The following is a 24761-nucleotide window of genomic DNA, read 5'->3' on the forward strand; positions in this document are numbered from 1 at the left end:
TAGACGGGGCGCGGTGAGCGGCGTAAACGGCGTCCGAGTGATGGACACCTTTTCGGACAGGCGGCCGGGCGGATCCTTGGAGGAACCGCCGGACGTGTCGCGGGCCCCGGCACGGGGCTCCGCGGGCTTCCCCGCCGGACCTGGGGCTACTCCCCCGCGCGCTCCCGGACCCGCTTGGCCAGGGCGGCCGTCGCGGCGGCCGGGTCGTCGGCCTCGGTGATCGCCCGGACGACGACGATCCGGCGCGCGCCCGCGTCCAGGACCTCGTCCAGATTCGTCTCGTCGATGCCGCCGATCGCGAACCAGGGGCGGTCCTGGGCCAGGCCGGCCGTGTACCGCACGAGGCCGAGGCCCGGTGCGTACCGTCCGGGCTTGGTGGGGGTGGGCCAGCAGGGCCCGGTGCAGAAGTAGTCGACGCCCGGCTCGACGGCGGCCGCGGCCGCCTCGGTCTCGGCGTGGCAGGAGCGGCCGATCAGGACCTCGTCGCCGAGGATCGCGCGGGCGGCGGGCACGGGCAGGTCGCCCTGGCCCAGGTGCAGCACGTCGGAGTCGATGGCGTGGGCGACGTCGGCCCGGTCGTTCACCGCGAGGAGCCTGCCGTGCCGGCGGGCGGCATCGGCGAACACGGCGAGGTGCTCCAGCTCCTCACCGGCCTCCATGCCCTTGTCGCGGAGCTGCACGATGTCCACGCCGGAGGAGAGCACGGCGTCGAGGAAGTCGGGCAGGTCGCCCTGGCGCTTCCGGGCGTCGGTGCACAGGTACAGCCGGGCGTCGGCGAGCCGCTCACGAGGCGTGGGCATGGGTGGGTTCCCCCCGTCGGTGTCACGGGCGCCGCGGCGCCGGCCCGTGGGGGCCGGCGCCGCGACATCCGCTCGTGCGTGTCTTCGGTGCGTGCGGGCGTCAGAGGGCGAGCGCCTGGGCGCGGCGCTTCACCTCCGTGCCGCGGTTCTCGTTGAGCGCCTGCGCGGGCGTGCCCGGCAGGCTCTCGTCCGGAGTGAAGAGCCACTCCAGCATCTCCTCGTCGGTGAAGCCGTCGTCCCGCAGGACGGTCAGGAGCCCGACGAGGCCCTTGACGATCTTGTCGCCCTGGATGAAGGCGGCGGGAATCTGCAGGGCGTTGTTCTCTCCACGGCGCACGGCGATCAGCTGGCCTTCCTTGATCAGCTGCCGCACGCGCGTCACCTCGATATCGAGCATCTCCGCGATGTCGGGCACGTAGAGCCAGGCGGGGACGAGCGCATCGATCTTTACGTCAATCTCGGTCACGGGACAAGCCTGCCATCCCGGACCGACAGTCGGTAGTCGGGCCCCCGGCGAGGGCCCGTGCGACGGCCTGGACAGCGGCCTGGACAAGAGCCCGGGCGACGGCCTAGACGACGGCCGCCTTCAGGGGTACGGAGGGGTCCGCCGCGCGCACGGGGTCGACGGCGGTGGCCTTCTCGATGAGCTTGCGGCCCTGGGCCAGGTCGCGGGGGCGGCCGACGGCGAGAAGGGCCACCGGCACCCCGGCGCGCAGCCAGAGCACGGACCAGGCCTCCTCCGCCGGGTCGCCGCGCCAGAGCAGCTCGTCCGCGTCCGCGTGGTGACCCGCGTACTGGACGAAGCGGCCGAACTGCTCGGACCAGAAGTACGGGACGGGGTCGTACGGCCCCGAGCCGGCCCCGGTGATCGCCCCGGTGACCGCCGCCGCGACCGTGCGGGGGCCCTGGAGGGCGTTGTCCCAGTGGTGGACGAGAAGGCGCCGGCCGTAGCGGGCCGACGGGAAGGAGGCGCAGTCGCCGACGGCGTACACATCGGGCAGGGAGGTGCGCAGCCGCTCGTCGGCGGTGATGGCACCGCCCCGGTCGAGGGCCATGCCGGAGCCGGTGAGCCAGTCGGTGGCGGGGCGGGCCCCGATGCCGACGACGACGGCGTCGGCGGGGAGCTCGCGGCCGTCGGCGAGGACGACCCTGCCCGGTTCGACGGTGTCCACGCGCGCGTGGGTGAGGAGTTCCGCACCGTTCTCCCCGTACCACTCGGCCATCGGGGCGGTGACCTCGGCGGGCAGGGCACCGGCGAGGGGGCGGTCGGCGGCCTCGACGACGGTGACGGCGCAGCCGGCCTGGCGGGCGGCGGTGGCGAACTCGGCGCCGATCCATCCGGCGCCGACGACCACGACGCTGTGGCGGCGCTCCAGGACCGGCCCGAGGCGCACGGCGTCGTCGAGGGTCCGCAGCAGATGGACCCCGGGGACGCCTTCGGTGCCGGGCAGCACGACGGGGTGGGCGCCGGTGGCGACGACCAGGGTGTCGTAGGCGACGGGCCCGGCCTCGGTGTCGATCTCGTGGTCGGCGGCGCGCAGCCCGGTGACGTCCAGGCCCAGGCGGAGCTCGACGCCGAGGTCCTCGAAGTCGATGTCGAAGGCGGAGCCCTCGGCCTTGCCGAGGAGGACGGCCTTGGAGAGCGGGGGCCGGTCGTAGGGCTGGTGGGGCTCGGCCCCGATGAGGGTCACGGGGCCGGTGAAGCCCTGTTCGCGCAGCGCGACGGCGGTCTGTACGCCCGCCATCCCGGCGCCGACGATCACGACGTGCTGCTGTGCCTGCTTCTGCTCGCTCACCCGACCACCTTACGCATCTGACGAACCGTCAGGAAGGGAGGGGTCTGTGGCCCCCCGGAGGCGGAAGCTAGTCTGGCGGGCGTAAAGCACTCGCGGGAGCCCGGACGCACCGGGCTGAGAGGGAGGCTGGGACGGCCTCCGACCGTACGAACCTGATCCGGGTCATGCCGGCGAAGGGAGGGGCTGGACGCCCATGCGTTCTTCCGATGTCCACGTGTCCACCGTCCACGCGTCCGACACCGCTGTCTCCGATACCGACCTGCCCGACACCCACGCGCCCGATACCGATGTGTCCGCCGTCCGCGGGTCCGACGTCCTCGTCATCGGGGGCGGCGTCATCGGTCTGGTCACGGCCTGGCGGGCCGCACGGCGAGGACTGCGCACCACCGTCGTCGACCCCGACCCCGGCGGCGGCGCCGCACGGGTCGCGGCCGGGATGCTCGCCGCCGTCACCGAACTCCACTACGGCGAGGAGACCCTCCTCGGCCTCAACCTCGCCTCCGCCGAACGCTATCCCGCGTTCGTCGCCGAACTCGAGGACTCCACCGGCCACGACGTCGGCTACCGCGCCTGCGGCACCCTCGCCGTCGCCCTCGACGCCGACGACCGGTCCCACCTGCGCGAACTGCACGCCCTGCAGACCCGGTGCGGCCTCAGCTCCGAATGGCTCAGCGGCCGCGAGTGCCGCCGCCTCGAACCGATGCTCGCCCCCGGGGTCCGCGGCGGACTGCGGGTCGACGGCGACCACCAGGTCGACCCGCGCCGGCTCGCCGCCGCGCTCCTCGTCGCCTGCGAGCGGGCCGGGGTGATCTTCCACCGGACCCTCGCACAGAGCCTGACGGTGGTACGCGACCGGGCGCGCGGCGCCGTACTCGCCGGCGGCGAGGAACTGACCGCCGACCAGGTCGTCCTCGCCGCCGGCAGCCTGAGCAGCCGGCTCGCGGGCGTGCCCGACGAGGTACTGCCACCCGTGCGCCCCGTGAAGGGCCAGGTACTGCGGCTGCGCGTCCCGGCCCCGTACGCCCCCTTCCTCTCCCGGACCGTCCGGGCCGTCGTCCGCGGCAGCCACGTCTACCTGGTGCCCCGCGAGAACGGCGAACTCGTCGTCGGCGCCACCAGCGAGGAACTCGGCTGGGACACCACGGTGACGGCCGGCGGGGTGTACGAGCTGCTGCGCGACGCCCACGAACTCGTCCCCGGGATCACCGAACTCCCGCTCACCGAGACCCTGGCGGGCCTGCGCCCCGCCTCCCCCGACAACGCGCCGCTGCTCGGCCCCACCGCCCTGCCCGGCCTCCACCTGGCCACCGGCCACTACCGCAACGGGGTCCTGCTCACCCCCGTCACCGGCGACGTCATGGCCGAGGCGCTCACCACGGGCACCCTCCCCGACGAGGCACGCCCCTTCACCCCCCGCCGCTTTTCCAGTACTCCTCCCGTACGTCAGGAGCAGCCCGCATGAACGTGTCCGTGAACGGAGAGCCGCGCGTGCTCTCCGGCCCCCTCTCCCTCGACGCCCTCGTCGCCACCCTGACGACGGCCCGGTCCGGGGTCGCCGCCGCCCTCAACGAGACGGTCGTGCCCCGCGGCGAATGGGCGTCGACCCTGCTCGGCGACGGCGACCGGGTGGAGGTCCTCACCGCGGTACAGGGGGGCTGAACGCGATGTCCGACGACGTGTTCACCCTCGGGGGTACGGAGTTCTCCTCGCGCCTCATCATGGGCACCGGCGGGGCGCCCAGCCTCGACGTGCTGGAGCGCTCCCTGATCGCCAGCGGCACCGAACTGACCACCGTCGCCATGCGACGGCTCGACCCGACCGTCCAGGGCTCGGTCCTCTCCGTCCTGGAACGCCTCGGCATCCGGGTCCTCCCCAACACCGCGGGCTGCTTCACCGCCGGCGAGGCCGTCCTGACCGCCCGGCTCGCCCGCGAGGCGCTCGGCACGGACTGGATCAAACTGGAGGTCGTCGCCGACGAGCGGACGCTGCTGCCGGACGGGGTGGAACTCCTCGACGCGGCCGAGACCCTCGTCGACGACGGCTTCACCGTCCTCCCCTACACCAACGACGACCCCGTCCTCGCACGGAAACTGGAGGACGTCGGCTGCGCGGCGATCATGCCGCTCGGCTCCCCCATCGGCTCCGGACTCGGCATCCGCAACCCGCACAACTTCCAGCTGATCGCGGAACGGGCCGGGGTCCCGGTGATCCTCGACGCGGGCGCCGGCACGGCGTCCGACGCGGCGCTCGCGATGGAGCTGGGGTGCGCGGCGGTGATGCTGGCGTCGGCGGTGACCCGCGCGCAGGAACCGGTCCTGATGGCCTCGGCGATGCGGCACGCGGTCGAGGCGGGGCGGCTGGCCCACCGGGCGGGGCGGATCCCCCGCCGCCACTTCGCGGAGGCGTCGTCCCCGACAGAGGGCCGCGCCACCCTGGACCCGGAACGCCCGGCATTCTGAACACCCACCCCGCCCCCAGCACTGCGGGCGCTGCCCACTCCGTTGCGGGTAACGGTGCCGCCGGGCCGGAAAGGCCGGTCACGACGGGCGTCGTCGCCACCCCGTTGCGGGCAGCTGTTCCTCCCCCAGACTCCGTCCGGGGGGACCCCCAGGGCGGAACGGGTGGGCACAACGGAACGCCGCCCCTTGCCGGGCCCAGGCTTCCGCGCCCTGACCCGCACCCGATCCGCGCCGAAGTACTGGTGCGGGTCCAGGCACAAGGGCCGGACGCGCCGCCAAGCGCGCGTCCCGTGTGCCCACCCGTCCCGCCCCAGCGGGACGAATGCCCACACGGGCGGTGGGCGGGGCAGCGTGCGCGGGCCCACGCGGGCAGTGAGCCGGGCCAGCCCCGCGAGCCCGCCCGGGTGACGCCCAGCGGCGGTACACGGAGGGCAGCGCCCGCTGAGCCGCAGCGTCCTGTGGAGCGCGCCGTCGCGTGTCGTGATCGTCACAGGTGGGCTGCAGTCGTGGGCGCGCGGGCCGAGCCCCCCGGCACCGGCTCGTAGACTCGACGCCGTGGACACGACCCTTCAGGACCCCCTCGTCGGGCGGCTGCTCGACGGCCGCTACCGCGTCGACGCGCGCATCGCCGTCGGCGGGATGGCCACGGTCTACCGGGCCGTGGACACCCGTCTCGACCGCGTCCTCGCGCTCAAGGTGATGCATCCGGCCCTCGCCACCGACGCCGCCTTCGTGGAGCGTTTCATCCGCGAGGCGAAGTCGGTGGCCCGGCTCTCGCACCCCAATGTCGTCGGTGTCTTCGACCAGGGCGCCGAGGGCGCGTACGTCTATCTGGCGATGGAGTACGTCGCCGGCTGCACTCTTCGTGACGTCCTGCGTGAGCGCGGCGCCCTCGCGCCGCGGGCCGCTCTCGACATCCTGGAGCCCGTGCTCGCGGCGCTCGGCGCCGCGCACCGGGCGGGGTTCGTGCACCGGGACATGAAGCCGGAGAACGTCCTGATAGGGGACGACGGCAGGGTGAAGGTGGCCGACTTCGGTCTGGTGCGGGCCGTGGGTTCGGCGACGGCCACCACCGGTTCGGTCCTCGGGACCGTCTCCTATCTGGCGCCGGAGCAGATCGAGCACGGCACCGCCGACACGCGTGCCGACGTGTACGCCTGCGGTGTCGTCCTGTACGAGATGCTGACGGGCGGCAAGCCGCACTCCGGTGACACCCCCGCCCAGGTGCTCTACCAGCACCTCAACACGGACGTCCCGGCTCCCTCGGCCGCCGTTCCGGGGCTCGCCCTGGAGCTGGACCAGCTGGTGGCGGCGGCCACGGCCCGTAACCCCGAGGTCCGCCCGTACGACGCCGTCGCCCTGCTCGCCCTTCTCCGGGAGGCCCGCTCCGGGCTCGGTGAGGAGCAGCTGGACGCCGTTCCGCCGCAGGCCCGGTCCGAGGCCCCCCGGGACACGGCGGAGGACCGGACGAGTGTGATCGCCCGGTCCGTGCCGGCCGGGGCAGATGTCCAGCAGGTGCTGCACACGAACCGGCTGCCGGCTCCCGAGGCTCCGCCGGCCGGTGGTCGGCGGTCCCTTCGGCAGCCGCCTCGCGGCCCGCTCGCCCTGGTCCTCGGTGTGCTTCTGGCCCTCGGCCTCGGCGCCGGTGTCTGGTACATCAATTCCGGCCAGTTCACCCGGGTTCCCGCCGTGCTCGGCCAGACGGAGGCGACCGCGACGAAGCGGATCACCGACGCCGGACTCGAGGTGGGCACGACGAAGCGCGCGTTCAGCGATGTGTACGAGCGCGGCACCGTCATGGCCTCGGAACCGGCTCCGGGCGAACGTCTGCGGGGCAACGGCACGGTGACCCTCACCCTGTCCCGTGGTCCGGAGATCGTGAAGGTGCCCAACCTCAAGAACAAGCCGCTCGCCGAGGCCAGGCGCACCTTGGAGGAGGAGGGTCTGGTGACCGGGGTGGTCACCACCGCGTTCAGCGACACCGTCGCCCAGGGCTCCGTGGTCTCCTCGGACCCCGAGCCGGGCACCGAGCGCGCCCCCGACTCTGCCGTCGCACTGGTCGTCAGCAAGGGCGCTCCGATCGATGTGCCCGACGTCACCGGCGAGACCGTCGCCGACGCCACGGCCACGCTCCAGGAGGCCGGCCTGAAGGTGGCGGTCGCCCCGGAGCGGATCAACTCTCCGGAGGACGCCGGTTCCGTCGCCGCGCAGTCCCTCGCCGAGGGCAGCCGCGCCGCCGGGGGCGACGCGATCACCCTGACCGTCTCCAAGGGCCCGAAGCTGGTGGAGGTCCCGGACGTCACCGGGGAGACGAGCGACGACGCGCGGACGGCGCTGGAGGAGGCGGGCTTCGAGGTGGAGGTCAAGAAGTCCTTCCCCTATCTCGGCGACACCGTCGCGAGCCAGTCCGTCGAGGGCGGGTCCACCGCGCCCGAGGGCTCCACCGTCACGATCACGATCAAGGGACTGTAGGAACTGATGCGCAACCCCGTCGGCGGCCATGTCCCCGTGGCCGGTGGCCTCGCCACGATCGGCCTCGGCTATGCCCGTGAGCTCGGCGCCGAGGCCGTGCAGGTCTTCGTCGCGAATCCGCGCGGCTGGGCCACTCCGCCCGGCAACCCCGCGCAGGACGAGCGGTTCCGCGCCGAGTGCGCGGCCGAGTCGATCTCGGCGTGGGTCCACGCCCCGTATCTGATCAACTTCGGCTCCCACACGGAGGCCACCGCGGAGAAGTCGGTGGAGTCGATGCGGCACTCGCTGCGGCGGGGCCGGGAGATCGGAGCGAAGGGTGTGGTGGTGCACACCGGCTCGGCGACCGGGGGCCGCCCGCGCGCGGTGGCGCTCGCCCAGGTGCGGGAGCGCCTGCTGCCGCTGCTCGACGAGCTGACGCACGAGGACGATCCGTATCTGCTGCTCGAGTCGACGGCGGGCCAGGGTTTCTCGCTCTGCTCGCGCGCGGAGGACTTCGGGCCGTACTTCGACGCGCTGGACCGGCATCCGAAGCTCGGGATCTGCCTCGACACCTGCCACATCTTCGCCGCGGGCCATGATCTGACCGGTCCGCACGGTGCGACGCAGACGCTCGACGCGCTGGTGGCGACGGTGGGCGAGGGGCGGCTGAAGCTGATCCACGCCAACGACTCCCAGGATGTGGTCGGCGCGCGCAAGGACCGGCACGCGAACATCGGTGTGGGGCACATCGGCGAGGACGGGTTCAGGAACCTGCTGGGCCACCCGGCGACCGACGGCGTTCCGCTGATCATCGAGACGCCGGGGGGCAAGGCGGGTCATCTCGCGGACGTGGAGCTGCTCAAGAAGCTCAGGGGCTGACACGATTCCCCGTTGAGGAATACCCCAGGGGGGTATACGGTTCCTGTAACGGCAGGAACCGCTACCCGACCATGGGGGGCACCCGATGCAGCACGACGCGCACACCCATCACGACCACGGCGACCACGCGGGCCACTCGGAGCACACCGGCCACGAGGGCCACGCGGAGCACACCGGACACACCGCAGGACACGAGAGCCACCAGGACGGTCTCGGCCACCGGGAGCAGCACGGCGATCACCAGGGGCACCACGGCGCGCATCACGCCCCCGGCAAGGCCTCCTGGTCCATGGCCGCCAGGGCCACGCTGCACTGCCTCACCGGCTGCGCCATCGGCGAGGTGCTCGGCATGATCATCGGCACCGCGCTCGGCTGGGGCAACACGCAGACGATGATCCTCGCGATCGTCCTGGCCTTCTTCTTCGGCTACGCGCTCACCCTGCGCGGCATCCTGTCCGCCGGCGTCGATTTCAAGACAGCCTTCAAGGTGGCCCTCGCCGCCGACACCCTCTCCATCGCGGTGATGGAGATCATCGACAACGGCATCATCGCCCTCTGGCCCGGCGCCATGGACGCCCACCTCTCCGATCCGCTCTTCTGGATCGTGCTCGCCATCGCGCTCGCCGGCGCCTTCGTGATCACCACGCCGGTCAACAAGTGGATGATCGGCCGCGGCAAGGGCCATGCGGTGGTCCACCAGTACCACCACTGAACAGCGGCTCCGCGAGGAGGGACTGTCCGGGGCGGACGCTACAGCTCCGGGCCGTCTCCCGGCTCCTCCTGGTACGAGTAGCGCTGCTCCGTCCAGGGGTCGCCGAGGTTGTGATAGCCCCGCTCCTCCCAGAAGCCACGGCGGTCGGTGGCCATGTACTCCACGCCCCGGACCCATTTGGGGCCCTTCCAGGCGTACAGGTGCGGGACGACCAGCCGCAGCGGGAAGCCGTGCTCGGCGGTGAGCAGCTCCCCGTCCTTGTGGGTGGCGAAGATCGTACGGTCCGAGGCGAAGTCGTCGAGCCGCATGTTGGCGCTGTAGCCGTACTCGGCCCAGACCATCACATGGGTGACCTGGGGCGCCGGCGGGGCGAGCTCCAGCACCGTACGGGCGGGGACACCACCCCATTCGGCCCCGAGCATGCTGAATTTCGTGACGCAGTGCAGATCGGCCACGACCGAGGAGAACGGCAGGGCCGAGAACTCCTCGTGGTTCCAGCAGCGCTTGTCACCGTCGGCCGTCGCGCCGAAGACGCGGAACTCCCAGCGGTCCGGCTTGAACTTGGGGACGGGCCCGTAATGGGTGACCGGCCAGCCGCGCTGGAGCCGCTGACCAGGCGGAAGGTCCGTCGAACGATCCGGCTGCCCCGCTTCCCGGTGTACTCCGCTCTCCGGCTGACCCATGCCATCCATGGTGACAGACCGCGAGGGGTGGTCATGACCAGGCGACGTCCGAGGGGCCAGGATCGGGGCAACTCCCACTAAGCCTGCACTTACTGGACGCCCCCCATTCGGGGTGCGAGGATGCGGCCATCCTGCCCAGTGACGGCGTAGACACGCAACGTGGAAGGAGCCTCTGCGATGCAGGGCGACCCCGAGGTCCTCGAGTTCCTCAACGAGCAGCTGACCGGCGAGCTGACGGCCATCAACCAGTACTGGCTGCACTACCGCATCCAGGACAACAAGGGGTGGACGAAGCTCGCCAAATACACGCGCGAAGAGTCCATCGATGAGATGAAGCACGCGGACAAGCTGACCGAGCGCATCCTGATGCTCGACGGCCTGCCCAATTACCAGCGGCTCTTCCATGTGCGGGTCGGCCAGACCCTCACCGAGATGTTCCAGGCGGACCGCCAGGTCGAGGTCGAGGCGATCGACCGCCTGAAGCGCGGCATCGAGGTCATGCGGGCCAAGGGGGACGTCACGTCGGCCAACCTCTTCGAGGAGATCCTGGCCGACGAGGAGCACCACATCGACTACCTGGACACGCAGCTGGAGCTGATCGAGTCCCTGGGCGAGGCGCTCTACATCTCGACGCTCATCGAGCAGCCCAGCTGATCGCCGTGAGGGGCCCGCTCGGCCCCGGTACGGCTCAGGCGGCCTCCGAGAGCCCTTCCGGCTCGACGGAGTCGGCCGTCAGGGCGGGCATGCCCTGATCCAGGAGATCGCGGCGCGGGCAGTTGCCGCGGCCGAGGATGGCCTGGATGCGTCGGACGCAGGAACCGCAGTCCGTTCCGGCCTTGCAGGCCGAGGCGATCTGGCGCGGCGTACAGGCGCCCGCGTCCGCATGCTGCTTGACCTGCTTCTCCGTGACACCGAAGCATGAGCAGACGTACAACGCGGTTCACCTCCCACCGTGATCGATTAGGCTAACCTAACCTTACCCGGCGGCGCGGGACCGTAAAAGCCCTTCATACGAGGATGGGGCGCGGATCACATGGATCCGCGCCCCATCCTCGTAGGTACCTACTTACTGGTCGCGGTACATCTCCGCCACCAGGAACGCCAGGTCCAGGGACTGGCTGCGGTTGAGCCGCGGGTCGCAGGCCGTCTCGTAGCGCTGGTGCAGGTCGTCGACGAAGATCTCGTCGCCGCCGCCCACGCACTCGGTGACATCGTCACCGGTGAGCTCGACGTGGATGCCGCCCGGGTGGGTGCCCAGCTCCTTGTGGACCTCGAAGAAGCCCTTGACCTCGTCGAGCACGTCGTCGAAGCGGCGCGTCTTGTGGCCGGAGGCGGCCTCGAAGGTGTTGCCGTGCATCGGGTCGGTGACCCAGGCGACGACGGCGCCGGAGGCGGTGACCTTCTCGACCAGCTCGGGGAGCTTGTCGCGGACCTTGTCGGCGCCCATGCGGACGATGAAGGTCAGCCGGCCCGCCTCGCGGTCGGGGTCGAGGCGGTCGATGTAGGTCAGCGCCTCGTCCACCGAGGTGGTCGGGCCCAGCTTGATGCCGATCGGGTTCGCGATGCGCGCGGCGAACTCGATGTGGGCGTGGTCGAGCTGGCGGGTGCGCTCACCGACCCAGACCATGTGGCCGGAGGTGTCGTACAGCTTGCCGGTGCGCGAGTCCGTACGGGTGAGGGCGCCCTCGTAGTCGAGCAGCAGCGCCTCGTGGGAGGCGTAGAACTCGACGGCCTTGAACTCGGCCGGGTCGGTGCCGCAGGCCTTCATGAAGTTCAGCGCGTTGTCGATCTCGCGGGCGAGCGCCTCGTAGCGCTGGCCCGAGGGGGACGACTTCACGAAGTCCTGGTTCCAGGCGTGCACCTGGCGCAGGTCGGCGTAGCCGCCGGTGGTGAAGGCGCGCACCAGGTTGAGCGTGGAGGCGGAGGCGTTGTACATCCGCTTCAGGCGCTCGGGGTCCGGGATGCGGGACTTCTCGTCGAAGTCGAAGCCGTTGACCGAGTCGCCGCGGTACGTCGGCAGGGTCACGCCGTCACGGGTCTCGGTCCCCTTGGAGCGGGGCTTCGAGTACTGGCCGGCGATACGGCCGACCTTCACCACGGGCACGGAGGCCGCATAGGTGAGGACGGCGCTCATCTGGAGCAGCGTCTTGAGCTTGGCCCTGATGTGGTCGGCGGACACGGCGTCGAAGGCCTCGGCACAGTCGCCGCCCTGGAGCAGGAACGCCTCGCCACGGGCGACGGCTCCCATCCGGGCACGCAGCTGGTCGCACTCGCCGGCGAAGACGAGCGGAGGATACGACTCGAGGTCCGCGATCACATCGCGCAGAGCCTCGGCATCGGGGTACTCGGGCTGCTGCGCCGCGGGCAGGTCTCGCCAGGTCGCCTTGGCGACGGCGTGGGATTCAGCGTTCACGGTCACACGCACAACATTACGGGGTTCTTCGTCCGGTCCTGTCCCCCTGCCCAGTGGCTGAGACGCGCGCCCGAAATGTCTTCCGCCGATCTTCACTCGTTCGAGTGGTGTTACCCTCTGGCCCGTTTCACTTGACAACAGCCGAACCACAGGGGTGGGCGTGACGCAGAGGCACCGCAGGGACCGCAAGAAGAAACGACTCTTGTACGGAGCGGCGGCCGCGGTCGTCGCCACGGCCACGATCGGCACCATCGCGGTCGCGTCACCGGGCCTCCTCGGCGCGGCGGGCGACCCGTCAGGGGGTGACCCTTCCCTCCAGACACAGTTCGCAAACGCGGCGCGTGAGTTCGACGTACCGCAGAGCGTGCTGATGGCGGTGTCGTACCAGCAGACCCGCTGGGAGTCGCACGACGGCGAGCCGAGCACGACCGGCGCGTACAACGTCATGGGTCTGACCAAGGTCGACCCGGAGGACGTGGCGACGAAGGTCACCGACGAGCAGATCGACCACTTCAACGGCTCCGGCCGGCCGGAGATCGAGAAGACCTTCGACCGCGCGATGGTCCGGAGCATCCTGGAGAAGGCGCTCGTCGACACCGACGACCCCCGGCTCCACACCCTGGACAAGGGCGCCGAGCTGATCGACAGCTCCAGCGAGGCCGTCCAGAACGACAGCGCCGCCTCCATCCGGGCCGGTGCCGCGCTGCTCGCCGACTACCAGAAGCAGGCCGGCGCCGAGCTGTCCGACGACGCGGGCGACTGGTACCCGGCCGTGGCCCGCTACGGCCAGTCCTCCGACAGGAAGGGCGCCGACCTCTTCGCGAAGCGCGTCTTCGAGTCGGTGAAGAAGGGCGAGCGGGCGCTCACCCTCGACGGCGAGCAGGTGACCCTGCCGGCCGACCCCTCGGTCGAGCCGGTCAAGCCGGCGAACGTGCCGCTGGCCGCGAGCCTCGCGAGCACGACGGCCGCCGCGCTCCCCGAGTGCCCCACCGGCTTGAGCTGCGACGTCAAGCTGAGCGTTCCCAACGCGGCGGGGCAGAAGAACTACACCGCGGGTGACCGCCCCAACCAGGGCGTGAACATCCGTCAGATCGTCATCCACGACACCGAGGGCCCCTACCAGGGCTCGCTCGACACGCTCACCAACCCCAAGGGGGCGGGCAGCGCCCACTACCTGATCAAGGCCTCGGACGGCCTGGTCACCCAGATGCTCGAGAACAAGAATCTGGCGTGGCACGCGGGTAACTGGACGCACAACATGCACTCGATCGGCGTGGAGCACGAGGGCTACGCCATCAAGGAGGGCAGCTGGTACACCGAGCCCCAGTACCGCTCCTCCGCGCAGCTGGTGAAGTACCTCGCGACCACGTACAACGTGCCGATCGACCGCGAGCACATCATCGGCCACGACGAGGTGGCGCTCCAGACCGACGGCGACGTCGACAAGCTCCACTGGGACGCCGGCCCGTACTGGGACTGGAACTACTACATGTCGCTCCTGGGCGCCCCGCAGGGCGACAAGGGCGCGGGCGGTCTGCTCAAGGCCGGCCAGGTGGTCCGTGTCGTGCCGCCGTTCACCACGGCGAACCAGCCGACGCTGACCACCGGCAGCGCGGCCGTCCCGGCGCGTCCGTCCAACTTCGGCTACCTCTACACGTCGCCGTCGACGAGCGCGACCACGCTGAAGGACCCGTACTTCAGCTCGCTCTGGTCCGAGGGCTCGAACTACGGCAACAAGGTCCGGGCCGGCGGCTCCTACGTCGTCGCCGAGGCCCGGACCGACTGGACGGCGATCTGGTTCGCCGGCGAGAAGGCCTGGTTCTACAACCCCGGCGGCCAGTACACGGTGCCGGTCAACGGCGCCACGACCGTGAAGCTCAAGTCGGGGACGGCCTCGACCAAGGTCTTCGGCCGCTCCTTCCCGGACACCGCCGCCTACACCGCGGCCGGGCTGGAGGCGCCGGGTGACGAGAACGACCCGCTGTCGAAGTTCACCTTCGCGTCCGGCCAGGCCTATGTGAAGGCCGGCCCGGCCGTCGCGGGCGACGACTGGTTCGGCTCCGCCCAGAAGAACGTCACCGGCAGCACCCTCTTCGTGCCGATCCGCTTCCACCACAAGATCACCTGGGTGAAGCAGAGCGACATCGTGGAGGCCCCCGGCGCCGCCCCCGTCGCCACGAACAACCGCTACAACCTCCTCGCCCGTGACACCTCCGGTGTCCTCTGGCAGTACCAGGGCACCGGCACCGCCCCCGGCGCGTTCCTGAGCCGGTACCGGGTCGGTGGCGGCTGGGGCGTCTACAACGCCATCACCCCGTTGACCGCGCTGCGCGCCGACGCCGTCGGTGACGCGGTCGCCCGGGACGCCTCCGGTGTCCTCTGGTACTACCAGGGCAGCGGCAACCCGGCGGCGCCCTTCAAGGCGCGGCTGCGGACCGGTGGCGGCTGGGGCGTCTACGACCAGATCATCGGCGTCCGCGATCTGACCGGGGACGGCAAGCCGGACCTGATCGCCCGCGAGAAGTCCGGTGTCATCTGGCTGTACAAGGGCACGGGCACCCCGGGCACGCCGTTCGCCACCCGGGTGAAGATCGGCACCGGCTGGCAGATCTACAACAACATCGTCAGCACCGGTGACCTGACCTCGGACGGCAAGGCGGACCTGATCGGCCGCGACGGCACGGGCGCGCTCTGGCTGTACAAGGGCACCGGCAGCGCCACCGCCCCGTACGCCCCGCGCGTGCAGGTGGGCAACGGCTGGCAGGTCTACAACAGCGTCGTCGGCCCGAGCGACCTCACCGGTGACGGCAAGGTCGACTTCGTCGGCCGTGACGGCTCCGGCGCGATGTGGCTGTACAAGGGCACCGGCAGCGCCACCGCCCCGTACGCCCCGCGCGTGCAGGTCGGCCCGGGCTGGCAGATCTACAACCTGATCTTCTGATCGAACAGATCACGCGGATCCGGTAGTCGAGGCAGCTCGACGGCTCCACGGGGCCCGGCTCGCACCGTCCACGGTGCGGACCGGGCCCCGTTCCCGTGCCCGGCTGCGTTACAGTGCTCGCATGTTCGCGCCTCAGATCCAGAACTGGTGGTGGACCGCTCATCCGGCGGCCCACTGATCGCGCGTACACGAAAAGACGCCAAGGCCGCCCCGAGGGGCGGCCTTTCTCGTGCCCGGGCCGTTCCTCTCCGCACACCAACGGAAGGAACGAACGCCCCATGGACCTCTCCCGTCTCCTCGACCCCACCGCCCCGCCCTTCGCCCTCATCCGCCGCCGCACCCCCGGCCGTGACCACGACACCGTCGAGGTGCTGATCGGCCGGGTCCACGAGGCCGAGCGCCTCGCGGAGCTGCCCGTGGGCCCGCTGCCGACCCTCGCCCTCGTGCCCTTCCGCCAGATCCGGGAGCGCGGCTTCGATGTGCGCGACGACGGCACCCCGCTCTCCGTCCTGACCGCGGAGGAGGCCCACGAGCTGCCGCTCGCCGAGGCCCTGGAGCAGCTTCCGGCGCACGACGTGACCGTCGAGGGCGGCGGGTTCGACGTCTCCGACGAGGAGTACGCGCGGATCGTGCGGCGGGTCATCGACGAGGAGATCGGCTCCGGCGAGGGCGCGAACTTCGTCATCCGGCGCACCTACACCGGGGAGATCCCGGACTTCGGGCGCGCCGACGCCCTCGCCCTGTTCCGGCGGCTGCTCGCGGGCGAGCGGGGCGCGTACTGGACGTTCGTCGTGCACACCGGTGACCGGACGCTGGTCGGGGCGAGCCCCGAGGTGCACGTCCGCATGTCGGGCGGCACGGTGGTCATGAACCCGATCAGCGGCACGTACCGCTACCCGTCCGGGGCCGCTCCGACCGCCGAGGGCCTGCTCGCCTTCCTCGCCGACCGCAAGGAGACGGAGGAGCTGTCGATGGTGGTCGACGAGGAGCTCAAGATGATGTGCACGGTCGGCGACATGGGCGGGGTGGTGATCGGTCCTCGGCTGAAGGAGATGGCCCATCTCGCGCACACCGAGTACGAGTTGCGGGGCCGCTCCACCCTGGACGTGCGCGAGGTGCTGCGGGAGACGATGTTCGCGGCGACGGTGACCGGCTCACCGGTGCAGAACGCGTGCCGGGTGATCGAACGTCACGAGGTGGGCGGGCGCGGTTACTACGCCGGGGCCCTCGCCCTGCTCGCCACCGACGAGAACGGTGCGCAGACCCTGGACTCCCCCATCCTGATCCGTACGGCCGACATCGCCTCCGACGGCCGGCTCCGGGTCCCGGTCGGCGCCACGCTCGTCCGGCACTCGGACCCGGCCGGCGAGGTCGCCGAGACCCACGCCAAGGCGGCCGGGGTGCTCACCGCGCTCGGGGTGCGGGAGGGCCGGCCGGCCGGCGGGGCGGCACCGGCCGCCGCCGCGCTCGCCGACGATCCGCGGGTGCGGGCCGCCCTGGACGCGCGCCGGGCGGACCTCGCGCCGTTCTGGCTCCGGATGCAGGTGCGGTCGGCCGAACTGGCGGGCCACGCCCTGGTGATCGACGCCGAGGACACCTTCACGGCGATGCTGGCGCACGTCCTGCGCTCCTCGGGTCTCGACGTGTCGGTGCTCCGCTACGACGAGCCGGGACTGCGCGAGCTGGCCCTCGCCCACGAGGGACCGGTGGTCCTCGGTCCCGGCCCCGGGAACCCCTCGGACGCGGCCGACCCGAAGATGCGCTTCCTGCGGGGTCTGACCGCGGAGCTGGTCCGGGACCACCGGCACGGTCTCCTCGGCGTCTGCCTCGGGCACGAGCTGATCGCCGCCGAGCTGGGCCTGGAGATCGTCCGTAAGCGGACCCCGTTCCAGGGCGCCCAGGTGCGGATCGACCTCTTCGGTCAGGAGCAGACGGTCGGCTTCTACAACAGCTTCACCGCGCGCTGCGACGACCGGACGGCGACGGAGCTGGCGCTGCACCGGATCGAGGTGAGCCGGGACGCGGAGAGCGGCGAGGTGCACGCGCTGCGCGGGCCGGGCTTCGCGGGCGTGCAGTTCCATCCCGAGTCGGTGCTGACGACGGACGGCGCCGCTCTGACGGCCTCGCTCCTCGCCGGGGTCCTGGTCTGAGGGAGGCGTCCCGGCGCGGGGAGCGCGATGCCTGCCGGTCCGGGAGACCGGCAGGCATCGCGGGGCACCGGCATCGGCCCGTCACCGGGGCAGGCGGGGCACCAGGACGTTCTCGCTGCGCCGGCCGGCCGTGTAGTCCAGGACGTTCTGGACGGTGGTGTCGATGATCTGGCCGACGGCGTCCTCGGTGTAGTACGCCTGGTGGGAGGTGACGACCACGTTCGGGAAGGTGACCAGGCGGGCCAGGGTGTCGTCCTCGACGACCTCCAGGGACTTGTCGAGGAAGAAGAGCCCGGCCTCCGCCTCGTACACGTCGAGGCCGACCCCGGCGAAGCGTCCGGCCCGGAGTTCGGCGACCAGTGCCTCGGTGTCGATGAGCCCGCCCCGGCTGGAGTTCACCAGGATGGCGTCGTCCTTCATGGACTTGAGGGCGGCCGCGTCGAGGATGTGCTGGGTGGCCGGGAGCAGCGGTACGTGCAGGCTGATCAGATCGGCCTCGGCGAGGAGCCGATCCTTCTCGACGTACTCCATGCCGAGTGCGAGGCACGCGGGGTTCTCGGCGACGTCCCAGCCGAGGAGGTTCATGCCGAAGCCGTGGGCGATCCGGGTGAAGGCCTCGCCGATCTTGCCGGTGCCGAGGACACCGACGGTACGGCCCCGCAGGTCACGGCCCATCAGTCCGTCGAGCCGGAAGTCGAAGTCGCGGGTGCGGTTGGAGGCGCGGACGATCCTGCGGTTCACGGCGGTGGCGAGGGTCCAGGCGAACTCGGCGACGGAGTACGGCGAGTAGTACGAGACCCGGGCGACGGTGAGACCGAGGCGCTCGGCGACCTCCAGGTCGATGTTGTTGAAGCCGGTGGAGCGCTGGGCGATCAGCTGGGTCCCACCGGCGGCGAGTGTCTGCAGGACCCGGTGGTCCAGGCTGGCGTTGACGCTGGTGGAGACGATCTCGTAGCCGGCCGCGATGGGAGCGGTGTCCTCGGAGAGGAAGACGCTCAGGCAGCGGACGTCGTGGTGTCCCGCGAAGGCCTTCTCGATCAGGGGCTTCTCGTCCGCCTGCACCCCGAATGCCAGGATTTCCACGGGATTCCCCTCATGCCGGTGATGGGTCGTATGTGCGCGCTCCTCGCGAATATACGACCCATCCCGTCGCCCCGCCCGGCACGCCGGACGCCCCGGGACGCCCCGGGGCGGGGCTCAGGCGTCGTCGAGGCCGCGCTCGATGGCGTACCGGACGAGCTCCACCCGGTTGTGCAGCTGGAGCTTGCCGAGGGTGTTCTGCACGTGGTTCTGCACCGTGCGGTGCGAGATGACCAGACGCTCGGCGATCTGCTTGTAGCTGAGCCCCTTGGCGACCAGCCGCAGGACCTCGGTCTCGCGCTCGGTCAGCTGCGGTGCCTTCGGCTCGTCGGCGCCGGCCGCGGGGGCGGGCTCGGAGGCGAGCCGACGGTACTCGCCGAGGACCAGCCCGGCGAGGCCGGGGGTGAAGACGGGGTCGCCGACCGCCGTCCGCCGCACGGCGTCGATCAGCTCCTCGGTGCTCGCCGACTTGAGGAGGTAGCCGGTGGCGCCGGACTTCACGGCCTCCAGGACGTCGGCGTGCTCACCGCTCGCCGAGAGGACCAGGACCCGCAGCCCGGGGCGGCCGCCCACCAGCTCCTTGCACACCTGGACGCCCGGCTTCACCGGCAGGTTCAGGTCCAGGACGAGGACGTCGGGCACGACCGCGAGGGCACGGCGTACGGCCTGCTCCCCGTCGCCGGCCGTGGCCACCACGTCGAAGCCCGCCTCGGCCAGGTCGCGGGCGACCGCGTCCCGCCACATCGGATGGTCGTCGACGACCATCACTCTGATCTGCCGCTCGGCCTGCTGCTCGCTCATCTTCCTTGTCCTGCCTTCCCCCGTGGAACCTTCAACTCGACTTCCGTGCCCTGTCCGGGGACCGATACCAGCTCGGCCGTACCGCCCAGATCCCGCAGTCTCCCCCGGATGGAGAGGGCGACGCCCATCCGGCCCTCGCCCTCCGCCTGCGCGAGGCGGCCCTCCGGGATGCCGGGCCCGTCGTCCCGGACGGTGACGACGACCTCGTCCGGCCAGTCCTCGACGAGGATCCAGGCCTGGGCCTCGTCCCCGGCGTGCACCCGCACGTTGTCCAGGGCGGCGCCGACGGCGGCGGCCAGTTCGCGCGCGGACGGCGGCGGCAGCATGACGGGCGCGCCCGGCTCGGAGAGGGTGACCCTGGCCCCGGCGCGCGGGGCGAGCAGCAGGCGCAGATCGAGGGGGGTGTCGTCGTCGGAGTCGTCGTCGACCTCGACGACCCGTACGACGGCCCCCTCGGACTCGTCCTCGGAGACCAGGCTGGGCCGGGCGAGCCCGCCCGCGACGAGGGTGCGGAGGGCCACCTCCTGCTCCCCCGCCATCCGGCCGAGTTCGGCGGCCTCGCCGCCGAGCGCCGTGCCGCGCCGCTGCACCATCGCGAGGACCTGGAGGACGCTGTCGTGGATGTCGCGGGCGAGCCGCTCCCGCTCCCGGGTCGCGGCCTCGATCTCCAGGGCGCGGGCGAGGGTGCGCTCGGAGGCCCGGGCGACCTCGACGACGTAGCCGATGGCGATGGAGGCCACCCAGACGAGCAGGACGTTGTGGAAGGTGTCCCGGGTGGGGTGGCCGCGCTCGATGATGTTGGCGACGGCGACGAGGGAGGAGGCGACTCCGGCCCAGCGCCAGCCGCCCTTGATCGCGTACGCGAGGACGGCGCCGGCGGTCCATATCGACGGGAGGGTGGGGCCTTCGATGGTCTGGGCGTGGGCGTCGGCGAGCGGGGTGAGGAGGATGCCGACGAGAGCGACGGTGATGTCGACGCCGAGGAAGCGCTTGGTGCAGCGGGCCGCGTTCGCCACCTTGGGAAGGGTCGCGAGGGTCCAGACGCACATCACCGCCAGGTAGGCGACGGCGATCCAGGGCCGTTCGTACCGGTCGCCGCCGAAGGCGAACAGCAGGACGGCGTAGACCATCGTCAGGACGCGGTAGCCGGTCAGCGCCCGCCACAACGGCTGCTCGACCGACATGCGCACGACACGCTCGCGCTTGGCCATCTCCCCCACCCCCGGACGTCCCCGAACGGGACGCCTACGCGCCGGACTCTTCCCGAGCCGCGATCTCGGCCTTGACGGCCTCCTTGGCCGCCTTCTCCGCGTCCGCGATCTGCCGCTTGGCGGCGGTCGCGTAGATGTCGACGTACTCCTGGCCGGACAGCTTCATGATCTCGTACATGACCTCGTCGGTCACCGAACGGAGGATGAAGCGGTCCCCCTCCATGCCCTGGTAGCGGGTGAAGTCCAGCGGCTTGCCGATCCGGATCCCCGGGCGCATCAGCTTGGGGACGACCTTGCCGGGCGGCTGGATCTTCTCGGTGTCGATCATGGCGACCGGGATCACCGGCGCGCCGGTGGCCAGGGCCACGCGCGCGAGACCACCGGGCTTGCCCCGGTAGAGACGGCCGTCGGGCGAACGGGTGCCCTCGGGGTAGATCCCGAAGAGCCCGCCCTTCTCGATGACCTCGATACCGGCCTTGATCGCCGCCTCGCCCGCGCCGCGGGCACCCGACCGGTCCACCGGAAGCTGGCCGACACCCTTGAAGAAGGCGGCGGTGAGCTTGCCCTTCACACCCGGCGAGGTGAAGTACTCCGCCTTGGCGATGAAGGTGACCTTGCGGTCGAGGACGGCGGGGAGGAAGAAGGAGTCGGAGAACGACAGGTGATTGCTCGCCAGGATCGCGGGCCCGTCGGCGGGAATGTTCTCCAGACCCTCCACCCAGGGCCGGAAGGCAATCTTCAGGGACCCTCCGAGGGAGAACTTCATTGCGCCGTAGATCAACTCGCCATGCCTTCCGTGTGCCGTCGCGACGACTTTATCCCGTACCGGCGTACGGCCCCCGCTACGGCCCTGGTCGGTGTCGGTCCGGTCGCGTACCGTGAAGGTCCTTCCCCATTTTCCGTCGCTTCGGCGCACCCGAAGGCGCACCCCGAAGCAGCACGCGAAGCCGAGCGAACAGGAGACCCCGGTGCCGGTCCTTCCCGGAGCCGAGCCGTACCGCCACGAGGGCGGAGAGGTCGGCGTCCTTCTCTGTCACGGATTCACCGGTTCCCCCCAGTCGATGCGCCCGTGGGCCGAGTATCTCGCCGCGCGCGGGCTGACGGTGTCGCTGCCGCTGCTGCCCGGCCACGGCACCCGCTGGGAGGACATGCAGCTCACCACCTGGCACGACTGGTACGCGGAGGTGGACCGGGCGCTGCGCGAGCTCGTGGAGCGGTGCGAGACCGTCTTCGTCTTCGGCCTCTCCATGGGCGGCGCCCTGACCCTGCGGCTCGCCGCCCGGTACGGGGACGCCGTGAAGGGCATCGTCCTGGTCAACCCCGGGAACAAGGTGCACGGCCTGGCCGCGCACGCGCTGCCGGTCGCCCGCCATCTGGTCACCTCGACCAAGGGCATCGCAAGCGACATCGCCAAGGAGGGCGTGACCGAGGTCGGCTACGACCGGGTACCGCTGCACGCCGCGCACTCCCTGCGGCAGTTCTTCCGGACCGTGGACGCGGAGCTTCCGCAGGTCACGCAGCCGGTGGTGCTGCTCCACAGCCCCCAGGACCATGTCGTGCCGCCGGCCGACTCGGCCCGGATCCTCTCCCGTATCTCCTCGACGGACGTCCGGGAGATCCTGCTGGAACAGAGCTACCACGTCGCGACGTTGGACCATGACGCGGAGCGGATCTTCGACGAGAGCCTGGCCTTCGTCGAGCGTCTCGCCCCGCTTCCGGTCGACGAAAAGGGGAGCAGGAGCGGTGGCTGAGCAGCAGGACGGCGGCGAGCTGGAGCCGCAGCCCATCGACGAGGAGGCGGCCTGGGCCGCGATCGTCGCGGGGTACGGCGAGGAGCCGGTGGATCCGCCGGGGGCGAAGCCCTACCGGACCGTCGAGAACCTGTCGCTGCCGGAGCCGGAGGACGAGGACGGCGACGGGGACACGGCCGCCGGCGAGGTCCGGCCGGTGCGGCCGGGGCCGGCCGCCGGGAAGGGCACGCCCTGGAAGCCGAGGCCGGCGACCGGGGAGAGTGCGCCGGAGCCCGCCGAGGAGCCCGCGGCCGAGGAGGAGCCCGAGACCGGTCCCGAGCGGCCCGCGCTCGGCAGCTCCGTCGTCTTCGCGCCCGGCGTCCGCCCCGCCGGCCCCCGGGACTACTCGCCCGCCGAGCCGGACGACGACTCCCCCGGCGGCTCCGACGAGGGCCACTTCGTCCCGCCGGAGCCGCCCCCGCTGCCCGAGGCGGACGTGACGACCAGGTTCGCCTGGCTCGCCGTCGTCGGCGGCCCGGTCCTCATGCTGCTCGCCGTCCTGCTCCAGTGGGACATGACCTGGTGGCTGACGACCCTCTGCATCGGCGGCTTCCTGGGTGGCTTCGCGACCCTGGTGGGGCGGATGAAGCACGACGACGAGGATGACGACGGCTTCGACGACCCGGGCCGCGGCGCGGTCGTCTGAGCCGTCCTAGGACGCGGGGACGGCGCCGTCGTCTGAGCCGTCCTAGGACGCGGGGACGGCGCCGTCGTCTGAGCCGTCCTACGACGCGGGGACGCGGACCGCCGCGAGCACCGGAAGGTGATCGGTGGCGGCCCGCAGATCCGCGGGGTCGAGGTCCGTGGGCACCCCGCAGCCGAGGAACTCGACGCCCGGGGTGGCCAGGATCGCGTCGATCCGCTGGTGCGGATCGGCGGGGGTCGAGGTGTTCGCGCCTCCCCAGGGGCTGACCTCCCAGCCGTCCCGGAGCTCGTTCGCCAGCCGCCGGAAGGCGGGACCCTCGGGCCGTTCGTTGAGGTCGCCGGCGACGAGGGTGTACGGCGTTCCCAGGGCGGCGACCCGGTCGAGGACCATTCCGGCCTGGGCGTACCGCTCCTCCTTCCGCAGGCTCAGATGGCAGCTGACGAGCCCGACCCGGGCCCCGGCGAACCGGACGACGGCGGTCGCCAGACCCCGCCGGTGCAGACCGGGGGTGAGCGGCAGCAGGACGTCCTCGGTGCGCTCCACGGTGGCCCGCGGGGAGCAGAGCAGCAGCGGCCCCGCCGCGGTGGCGCCGCCGCTCAGGACGAGGAGCTCGCTCTTCGCGGCGAGCCGGGCGGCGTGCTTGCGCCAGCGGAAGAAACGCGGGGCCTCCTGGACGAAGACGATGTCCGGGGCGCAGGCCCGGATCACCCGGGCCAGGGCGTCCTCGTCGTCGCGCATCGAGCGCACGTTGTAGCTGAGGACCCGGAGGACGGCCGAACCGTCCGCCTCGGTGCGGGAGTTGGGCAGCTCACTGATCGCCATGGCACGTAACGTACGACAACCGCCCGCCGCGTCCACGTGGGACGCGACGGGCGGTCGCCGTATGCCTTGCCGATGCCCTTCGTGCGCGGGACCTCGCGAGCGAGCCTCCGTACCCGGGCCGTGCGCGTTCTCAGCCCTGGCGGGCCAGGTCCGCCGCGCCGACCAGTCCGGCCTTGTTGCCGAGCTGGGCCGCGAGGACCTGCGCGTGCGGTCGCCACTGGCCGCCGATCAGCCAGCGCCGGAAGGACTTCCGGATCGGGTCGAGGACGAGGTCGCCCTCGTCCGAGACGCCGCCGCCGACGATGAACGCCGAGGGGTCGAAGAGCGAGGCCAGGTCCGCGAGACCGGCGCCCGCCCAGCGGGCCAGCTCGCGGAAGGAGTCGACGGCGACCGGGTCGCCGGCGCGGGCGGCCTGGCTGACGTGCCGGCCCTCGATGCCCTCGGGGGTGCCGTCACCGAGCCCGAGGAGGACCTCGGCCCGCTCGGGGGTGGCGTGGGCGCGCTGCTTGGCGTAGCGGACGAGCGCCCGTCCGGAGGCGTACTGCTCCCAGCAGCCCTGGCTGCCGCAGCCGCACAGCAGACCGTCCGGGACGACCCGGATGTGGCCGAACTCGGCGGCCACGCCGAAGCGTCCGCGGCGCAGCTTGTTGCCGATGATGATGCCGCCGCCGAGGCCGGTGCCGAGGGTGATGCAGATGACGTCCTCGTGGCCCTGGCCGGCGCCGAACCTGTACTCGCCCCAGGCAGCCGCGTTGGCGTCGTTCTCGACGACGACGGGCAGGCCGACCCGCTGCTCGACCTTGTCCTTGAGCGGCTCGTGCCGCCAGTCGATGTTCGGCGCGAAGAGGACGGTGGCGCGCTTGTCGTCGACATAGCCCGCGGCACCGATGCCGACAGCCTCGATCGAGTGGCCCTTGCCGGCCTCGGAGACGGCCGCGCAGATCGCGTCGACGATGCCCTCGGGGGTCGGCGGGGTGGGCACCTTGTGCGTGTCGAGGATGTTGCCCTCCTCGTCGACCACGCCGGCCGCGATCTTCGTGCCGCCGATGTCGACGCCGATGGTGAGTCCCATGTGTCCCTCAGTTTTCGGTCGAGCCCCGCTAGGGCCCACCGTACCCGAGGGGGAC

24 protein-coding genes and 1 riboswitch are annotated in these 24761 nt (G+C 71.8%); of the genes, 12 read left to right on the forward strand and 12 right to left on the reverse strand.

Going from position 1 to position 24761, the window contains the following annotated elements:
• Nucleotides 1-146: 146 nt before the first annotated feature.
• The 3 genes from thiE to ACH4MY_RS16940 form a co-directional block, all read right to left on the reverse strand.
• Complete coding sequence (gene thiE, locus ACH4MY_RS16930) at nucleotides 147-800, reverse strand: thiamine phosphate synthase (protein ID WP_398003558.1); 654 nt, start codon at nucleotides 798-800, stop codon at nucleotides 147-149.
• Between the two features lie 100 nt (nucleotides 801-900).
• Nucleotides 901-1266 carry an Rv2175c family DNA-binding protein gene (locus ACH4MY_RS16935; RefSeq protein ID WP_398003561.1) on the reverse strand — a complete coding sequence of 122 codons (366 nt, stop codon included), beginning with the start codon at nucleotides 1264-1266 and terminating at the stop codon, nucleotides 901-903.
• Nucleotides 1267-1369: 103 nt separating this feature from the next.
• On the reverse strand, nucleotides 1370-2545 hold the full coding sequence (locus ACH4MY_RS16940; protein ID WP_398003882.1) for an NAD(P)/FAD-dependent oxidoreductase: 1176 nt from the start codon (nucleotides 2543-2545) through the stop codon (nucleotides 1370-1372).
• Nucleotides 2546-2678: 133 nt separating this feature from the next.
• A riboswitch (TPP riboswitch) is annotated at nucleotides 2679-2792 on the forward strand.
• Between ACH4MY_RS16940 and thiO the strand changes: the two genes are divergently transcribed.
• The 6 genes from thiO (at nucleotide 2790) to ACH4MY_RS16970 (ending at nucleotide 9097) form a co-directional block, all read left to right on the forward strand.
• Nucleotides 2790-4058 carry a glycine oxidase ThiO gene (gene thiO / locus ACH4MY_RS16945; protein ID WP_398003563.1) on the forward strand — a complete coding sequence of 423 codons (1269 nt, stop codon included), beginning with the start codon at nucleotides 2790-2792 and terminating at the stop codon, nucleotides 4056-4058. It overlaps the preceding riboswitch by 3 nt.
• Entirely contained in the window at nucleotides 4055-4255 is a 201-nt protein-coding gene (thiS, locus tag ACH4MY_RS16950; RefSeq protein ID WP_398003566.1) for a sulfur carrier protein ThiS, read from the forward strand. Before thiO ends, thiS begins: the two co-directional genes overlap by 4 nt.
• A 5-nt stretch (nucleotides 4256-4260) precedes the next feature.
• On the forward strand, nucleotides 4261-5055 hold the full coding sequence (locus ACH4MY_RS16955; protein WP_398003569.1) for a thiazole synthase: 795 nt from the start codon (nucleotides 4261-4263) through the stop codon (nucleotides 5053-5055).
• Nucleotides 5056-5610: 555 nt separating this feature from the next.
• On the forward strand, nucleotides 5611-7527 hold the full coding sequence (gene pknB / locus ACH4MY_RS16960) for a Stk1 family PASTA domain-containing Ser/Thr kinase (protein WP_398003572.1): 1917 nt from the start codon (nucleotides 5611-5613) through the stop codon (nucleotides 7525-7527).
• Between the two features lie 6 nt (nucleotides 7528-7533).
• Nucleotides 7534-8385, forward strand: coding sequence for a deoxyribonuclease IV (locus tag ACH4MY_RS16965; RefSeq protein WP_398003574.1), 852 nt, complete (start codon nucleotides 7534-7536; stop codon nucleotides 8383-8385).
• Nucleotides 8386-8470: 85 nt separating this feature from the next.
• A complete protein-coding gene (locus ACH4MY_RS16970; RefSeq protein WP_398003577.1) occupies nucleotides 8471-9097 on the forward strand; it encodes a DUF4396 domain-containing protein in 627 nt (208 codons plus the stop codon).
• Between the two features lie 38 nt (nucleotides 9098-9135).
• On the opposite strand, the gene ACH4MY_RS16975 is transcribed toward ACH4MY_RS16970, so the two are convergent.
• Nucleotides 9136-9780, reverse strand: coding sequence for a sulfite oxidase-like oxidoreductase (locus ACH4MY_RS16975; protein WP_398003580.1), 645 nt, complete (start codon nucleotides 9778-9780; stop codon nucleotides 9136-9138).
• Between the two features lie 177 nt (nucleotides 9781-9957).
• Here ACH4MY_RS16975 and bfr point away from each other — a divergent pair, with 177 nt between their 5' ends.
• Nucleotides 9958-10434 carry a bacterioferritin gene (bfr, locus tag ACH4MY_RS16980; RefSeq protein ID WP_073806778.1) on the forward strand — a complete coding sequence of 159 codons (477 nt, stop codon included), beginning with the start codon at nucleotides 9958-9960 and terminating at the stop codon, nucleotides 10432-10434.
• Nucleotides 10435-10468: 34 nt separating this feature from the next.
• Here bfr and ACH4MY_RS16985 read toward each other — a convergent pair whose 3' ends face one another.
• Together ACH4MY_RS16985 and ACH4MY_RS16990 are read right to left on the reverse strand one after the other, a co-directional pair.
• Complete coding sequence (locus ACH4MY_RS16985) at nucleotides 10469-10714, reverse strand: bacterioferritin-associated ferredoxin (protein ID WP_398003584.1); 246 nt, start codon at nucleotides 10712-10714, stop codon at nucleotides 10469-10471.
• A gap of 132 nt (nucleotides 10715-10846) precedes the next feature.
• Nucleotides 10847-12199, reverse strand: a complete 1353-nt coding sequence (locus ACH4MY_RS16990) for a class II 3-deoxy-7-phosphoheptulonate synthase (RefSeq protein WP_398003586.1) — start codon at nucleotides 12197-12199, stop codon at nucleotides 10847-10849.
• A gap of 154 nt (nucleotides 12200-12353) precedes the next feature.
• Between ACH4MY_RS16990 and ACH4MY_RS16995 the strand changes: the two genes are divergently transcribed.
• From ACH4MY_RS16995 to ACH4MY_RS17005, 3 genes are all read left to right on the forward strand, one after another.
• Nucleotides 12354-15134, forward strand: coding sequence for an N-acetylmuramoyl-L-alanine amidase (locus tag ACH4MY_RS16995; RefSeq protein WP_398003589.1), 2781 nt, complete (start codon nucleotides 12354-12356; stop codon nucleotides 15132-15134).
• A gap of 121 nt (nucleotides 15135-15255) precedes the next feature.
• Entirely contained in the window at nucleotides 15256-15312 is a 57-nt protein-coding gene (locus ACH4MY_RS17000; RefSeq protein ID WP_071892416.1) for a trp operon leader peptide, read from the forward strand.
• A gap of 100 nt (nucleotides 15313-15412) precedes the next feature.
• Nucleotides 15413-17284, forward strand: coding sequence for an anthranilate synthase family protein (locus ACH4MY_RS17005; RefSeq protein WP_398003591.1), 1872 nt, complete (start codon nucleotides 15413-15415; stop codon nucleotides 17282-17284).
• Nucleotides 17285-17365: 81 nt separating this feature from the next.
• On the opposite strand, the gene ACH4MY_RS17010 is transcribed toward ACH4MY_RS17005, so the two are convergent.
• From ACH4MY_RS17010 to ACH4MY_RS17025, 4 genes are all read right to left on the reverse strand, one after another.
• Nucleotides 17366-18367, reverse strand: a complete 1002-nt coding sequence (locus ACH4MY_RS17010; RefSeq protein WP_398003593.1) for a 2-hydroxyacid dehydrogenase — start codon at nucleotides 18365-18367, stop codon at nucleotides 17366-17368.
• 114 nt (nucleotides 18368-18481) lie between these two features.
• Nucleotides 18482-19165, reverse strand: coding sequence for a response regulator (locus tag ACH4MY_RS17015; RefSeq protein WP_398003596.1), 684 nt, complete (start codon nucleotides 19163-19165; stop codon nucleotides 18482-18484).
• Entirely contained in the window at nucleotides 19162-20376 is a 1215-nt protein-coding gene (macS, locus tag ACH4MY_RS17020) for a MacS family sensor histidine kinase (protein WP_398003598.1), read from the reverse strand. Before macS ends, ACH4MY_RS17015 begins: the two co-directional genes overlap by 4 nt.
• Before the next feature lie 34 nt (nucleotides 20377-20410).
• Entirely contained in the window at nucleotides 20411-21157 is a 747-nt protein-coding gene (locus tag ACH4MY_RS17025; RefSeq protein WP_189830661.1) for a 1-acyl-sn-glycerol-3-phosphate acyltransferase, read from the reverse strand.
• A 187-nt stretch (nucleotides 21158-21344) separates the two neighbouring features.
• On the opposite strand from ACH4MY_RS17025, the gene ACH4MY_RS17030 reads away from it, so the two are divergent.
• Nucleotides 21345-22127, forward strand: a complete 783-nt coding sequence (locus ACH4MY_RS17030) for an alpha/beta hydrolase (RefSeq protein WP_398003602.1) — start codon at nucleotides 21345-21347, stop codon at nucleotides 22125-22127.
• On the forward strand, nucleotides 22120-22812 hold the full coding sequence (locus ACH4MY_RS17035; protein ID WP_398003605.1) for a hypothetical protein: 693 nt from the start codon (nucleotides 22120-22122) through the stop codon (nucleotides 22810-22812). The genes ACH4MY_RS17030 and ACH4MY_RS17035 overlap by 8 nt, the downstream gene beginning before the upstream one ends.
• 78 nt (nucleotides 22813-22890) lie before the next feature.
• On the opposite strand, the gene ACH4MY_RS17040 is transcribed toward ACH4MY_RS17035, so the two are convergent.
• Both ACH4MY_RS17040 and ACH4MY_RS17045 read right to left on the reverse strand, forming a co-directional pair.
• The gene (locus ACH4MY_RS17040) at nucleotides 22891-23634 is read right to left on the reverse strand and encodes an endonuclease/exonuclease/phosphatase family protein (protein WP_398003608.1); all 744 of its coding nucleotides are present in this window, start codon (nucleotides 23632-23634) and stop codon (nucleotides 22891-22893) included.
• 130 nt (nucleotides 23635-23764) lie between these two features.
• Complete coding sequence (locus ACH4MY_RS17045) at nucleotides 23765-24706, reverse strand: ROK family glucokinase (RefSeq protein WP_398003611.1); 942 nt, start codon at nucleotides 24704-24706, stop codon at nucleotides 23765-23767.
• Nucleotides 24707-24761: the final 55 nt, after the last annotated feature.

The organism is Streptomyces sp. NPDC017246, from assembly GCF_044331325.1.
Classification (GTDB): Bacteria; Actinomycetota; Actinomycetes; order Streptomycetales; family Streptomycetaceae; genus Streptomyces.

Excerpts from the sequence above, each read along its gene's own strand:
- thiE (WP_398003558.1), bottom strand. The coding sequence starts at position 800 with ATGCCCACGCCTCGTGAGCGGCTCGCCGACGCCCGGCTGTACCTGTGC.
- ACH4MY_RS16940 (WP_398003882.1), bottom strand. The coding sequence starts at position 2,545 with ATGGCGGGCGTACAGACCGCCGTCGCGCTGCGCGAACAGGGCTTCACC.
- thiO (WP_398003563.1), top strand. The coding sequence starts at position 2,790 with ATGCGTTCTTCCGATGTCCACGTGTCCACCGTCCACGCGTCCGACACC.
- thiS (WP_398003566.1), top strand. The coding sequence starts at position 4,055 with ATGAACGTGTCCGTGAACGGAGAGCCGCGCGTGCTCTCCGGCCCCCTC.
- ACH4MY_RS16955 (WP_398003569.1), top strand. The coding sequence starts at position 4,261 with ATGTCCGACGACGTGTTCACCCTCGGGGGTACGGAGTTCTCCTCGCGC.
- ACH4MY_RS16965 (WP_398003574.1), top strand. The coding sequence starts at position 7,534 with ATGCGCAACCCCGTCGGCGGCCATGTCCCCGTGGCCGGTGGCCTCGCC.
- ACH4MY_RS16970 (WP_398003577.1), top strand. The coding sequence starts at position 8,471 with ATGCAGCACGACGCGCACACCCATCACGACCACGGCGACCACGCGGGC.
- ACH4MY_RS16975 (WP_398003580.1), bottom strand. The coding sequence starts at position 9,780 with ATGGGTCAGCCGGAGAGCGGAGTACACCGGGAAGCGGGGCAGCCGGAT.
- bfr (WP_073806778.1), top strand. The coding sequence starts at position 9,958 with ATGCAGGGCGACCCCGAGGTCCTCGAGTTCCTCAACGAGCAGCTGACC.
- ACH4MY_RS17005 (WP_398003591.1), top strand. The coding sequence starts at position 15,413 with ATGGACCTCTCCCGTCTCCTCGACCCCACCGCCCCGCCCTTCGCCCTC.
- ACH4MY_RS17015 (WP_398003596.1), bottom strand. The coding sequence starts at position 19,165 with ATGAGCGAGCAGCAGGCCGAGCGGCAGATCAGAGTGATGGTCGTCGAC.
- macS (WP_398003598.1), bottom strand. The coding sequence starts at position 20,376 with ATGGCCAAGCGCGAGCGTGTCGTGCGCATGTCGGTCGAGCAGCCGTTG.
- ACH4MY_RS17040 (WP_398003608.1), bottom strand. The coding sequence starts at position 23,634 with ATGGCGATCAGTGAGCTGCCCAACTCCCGCACCGAGGCGGACGGTTCG.
- ACH4MY_RS17045 (WP_398003611.1), bottom strand. The coding sequence starts at position 24,706 with ATGGGACTCACCATCGGCGTCGACATCGGCGGCACGAAGATCGCGGCC.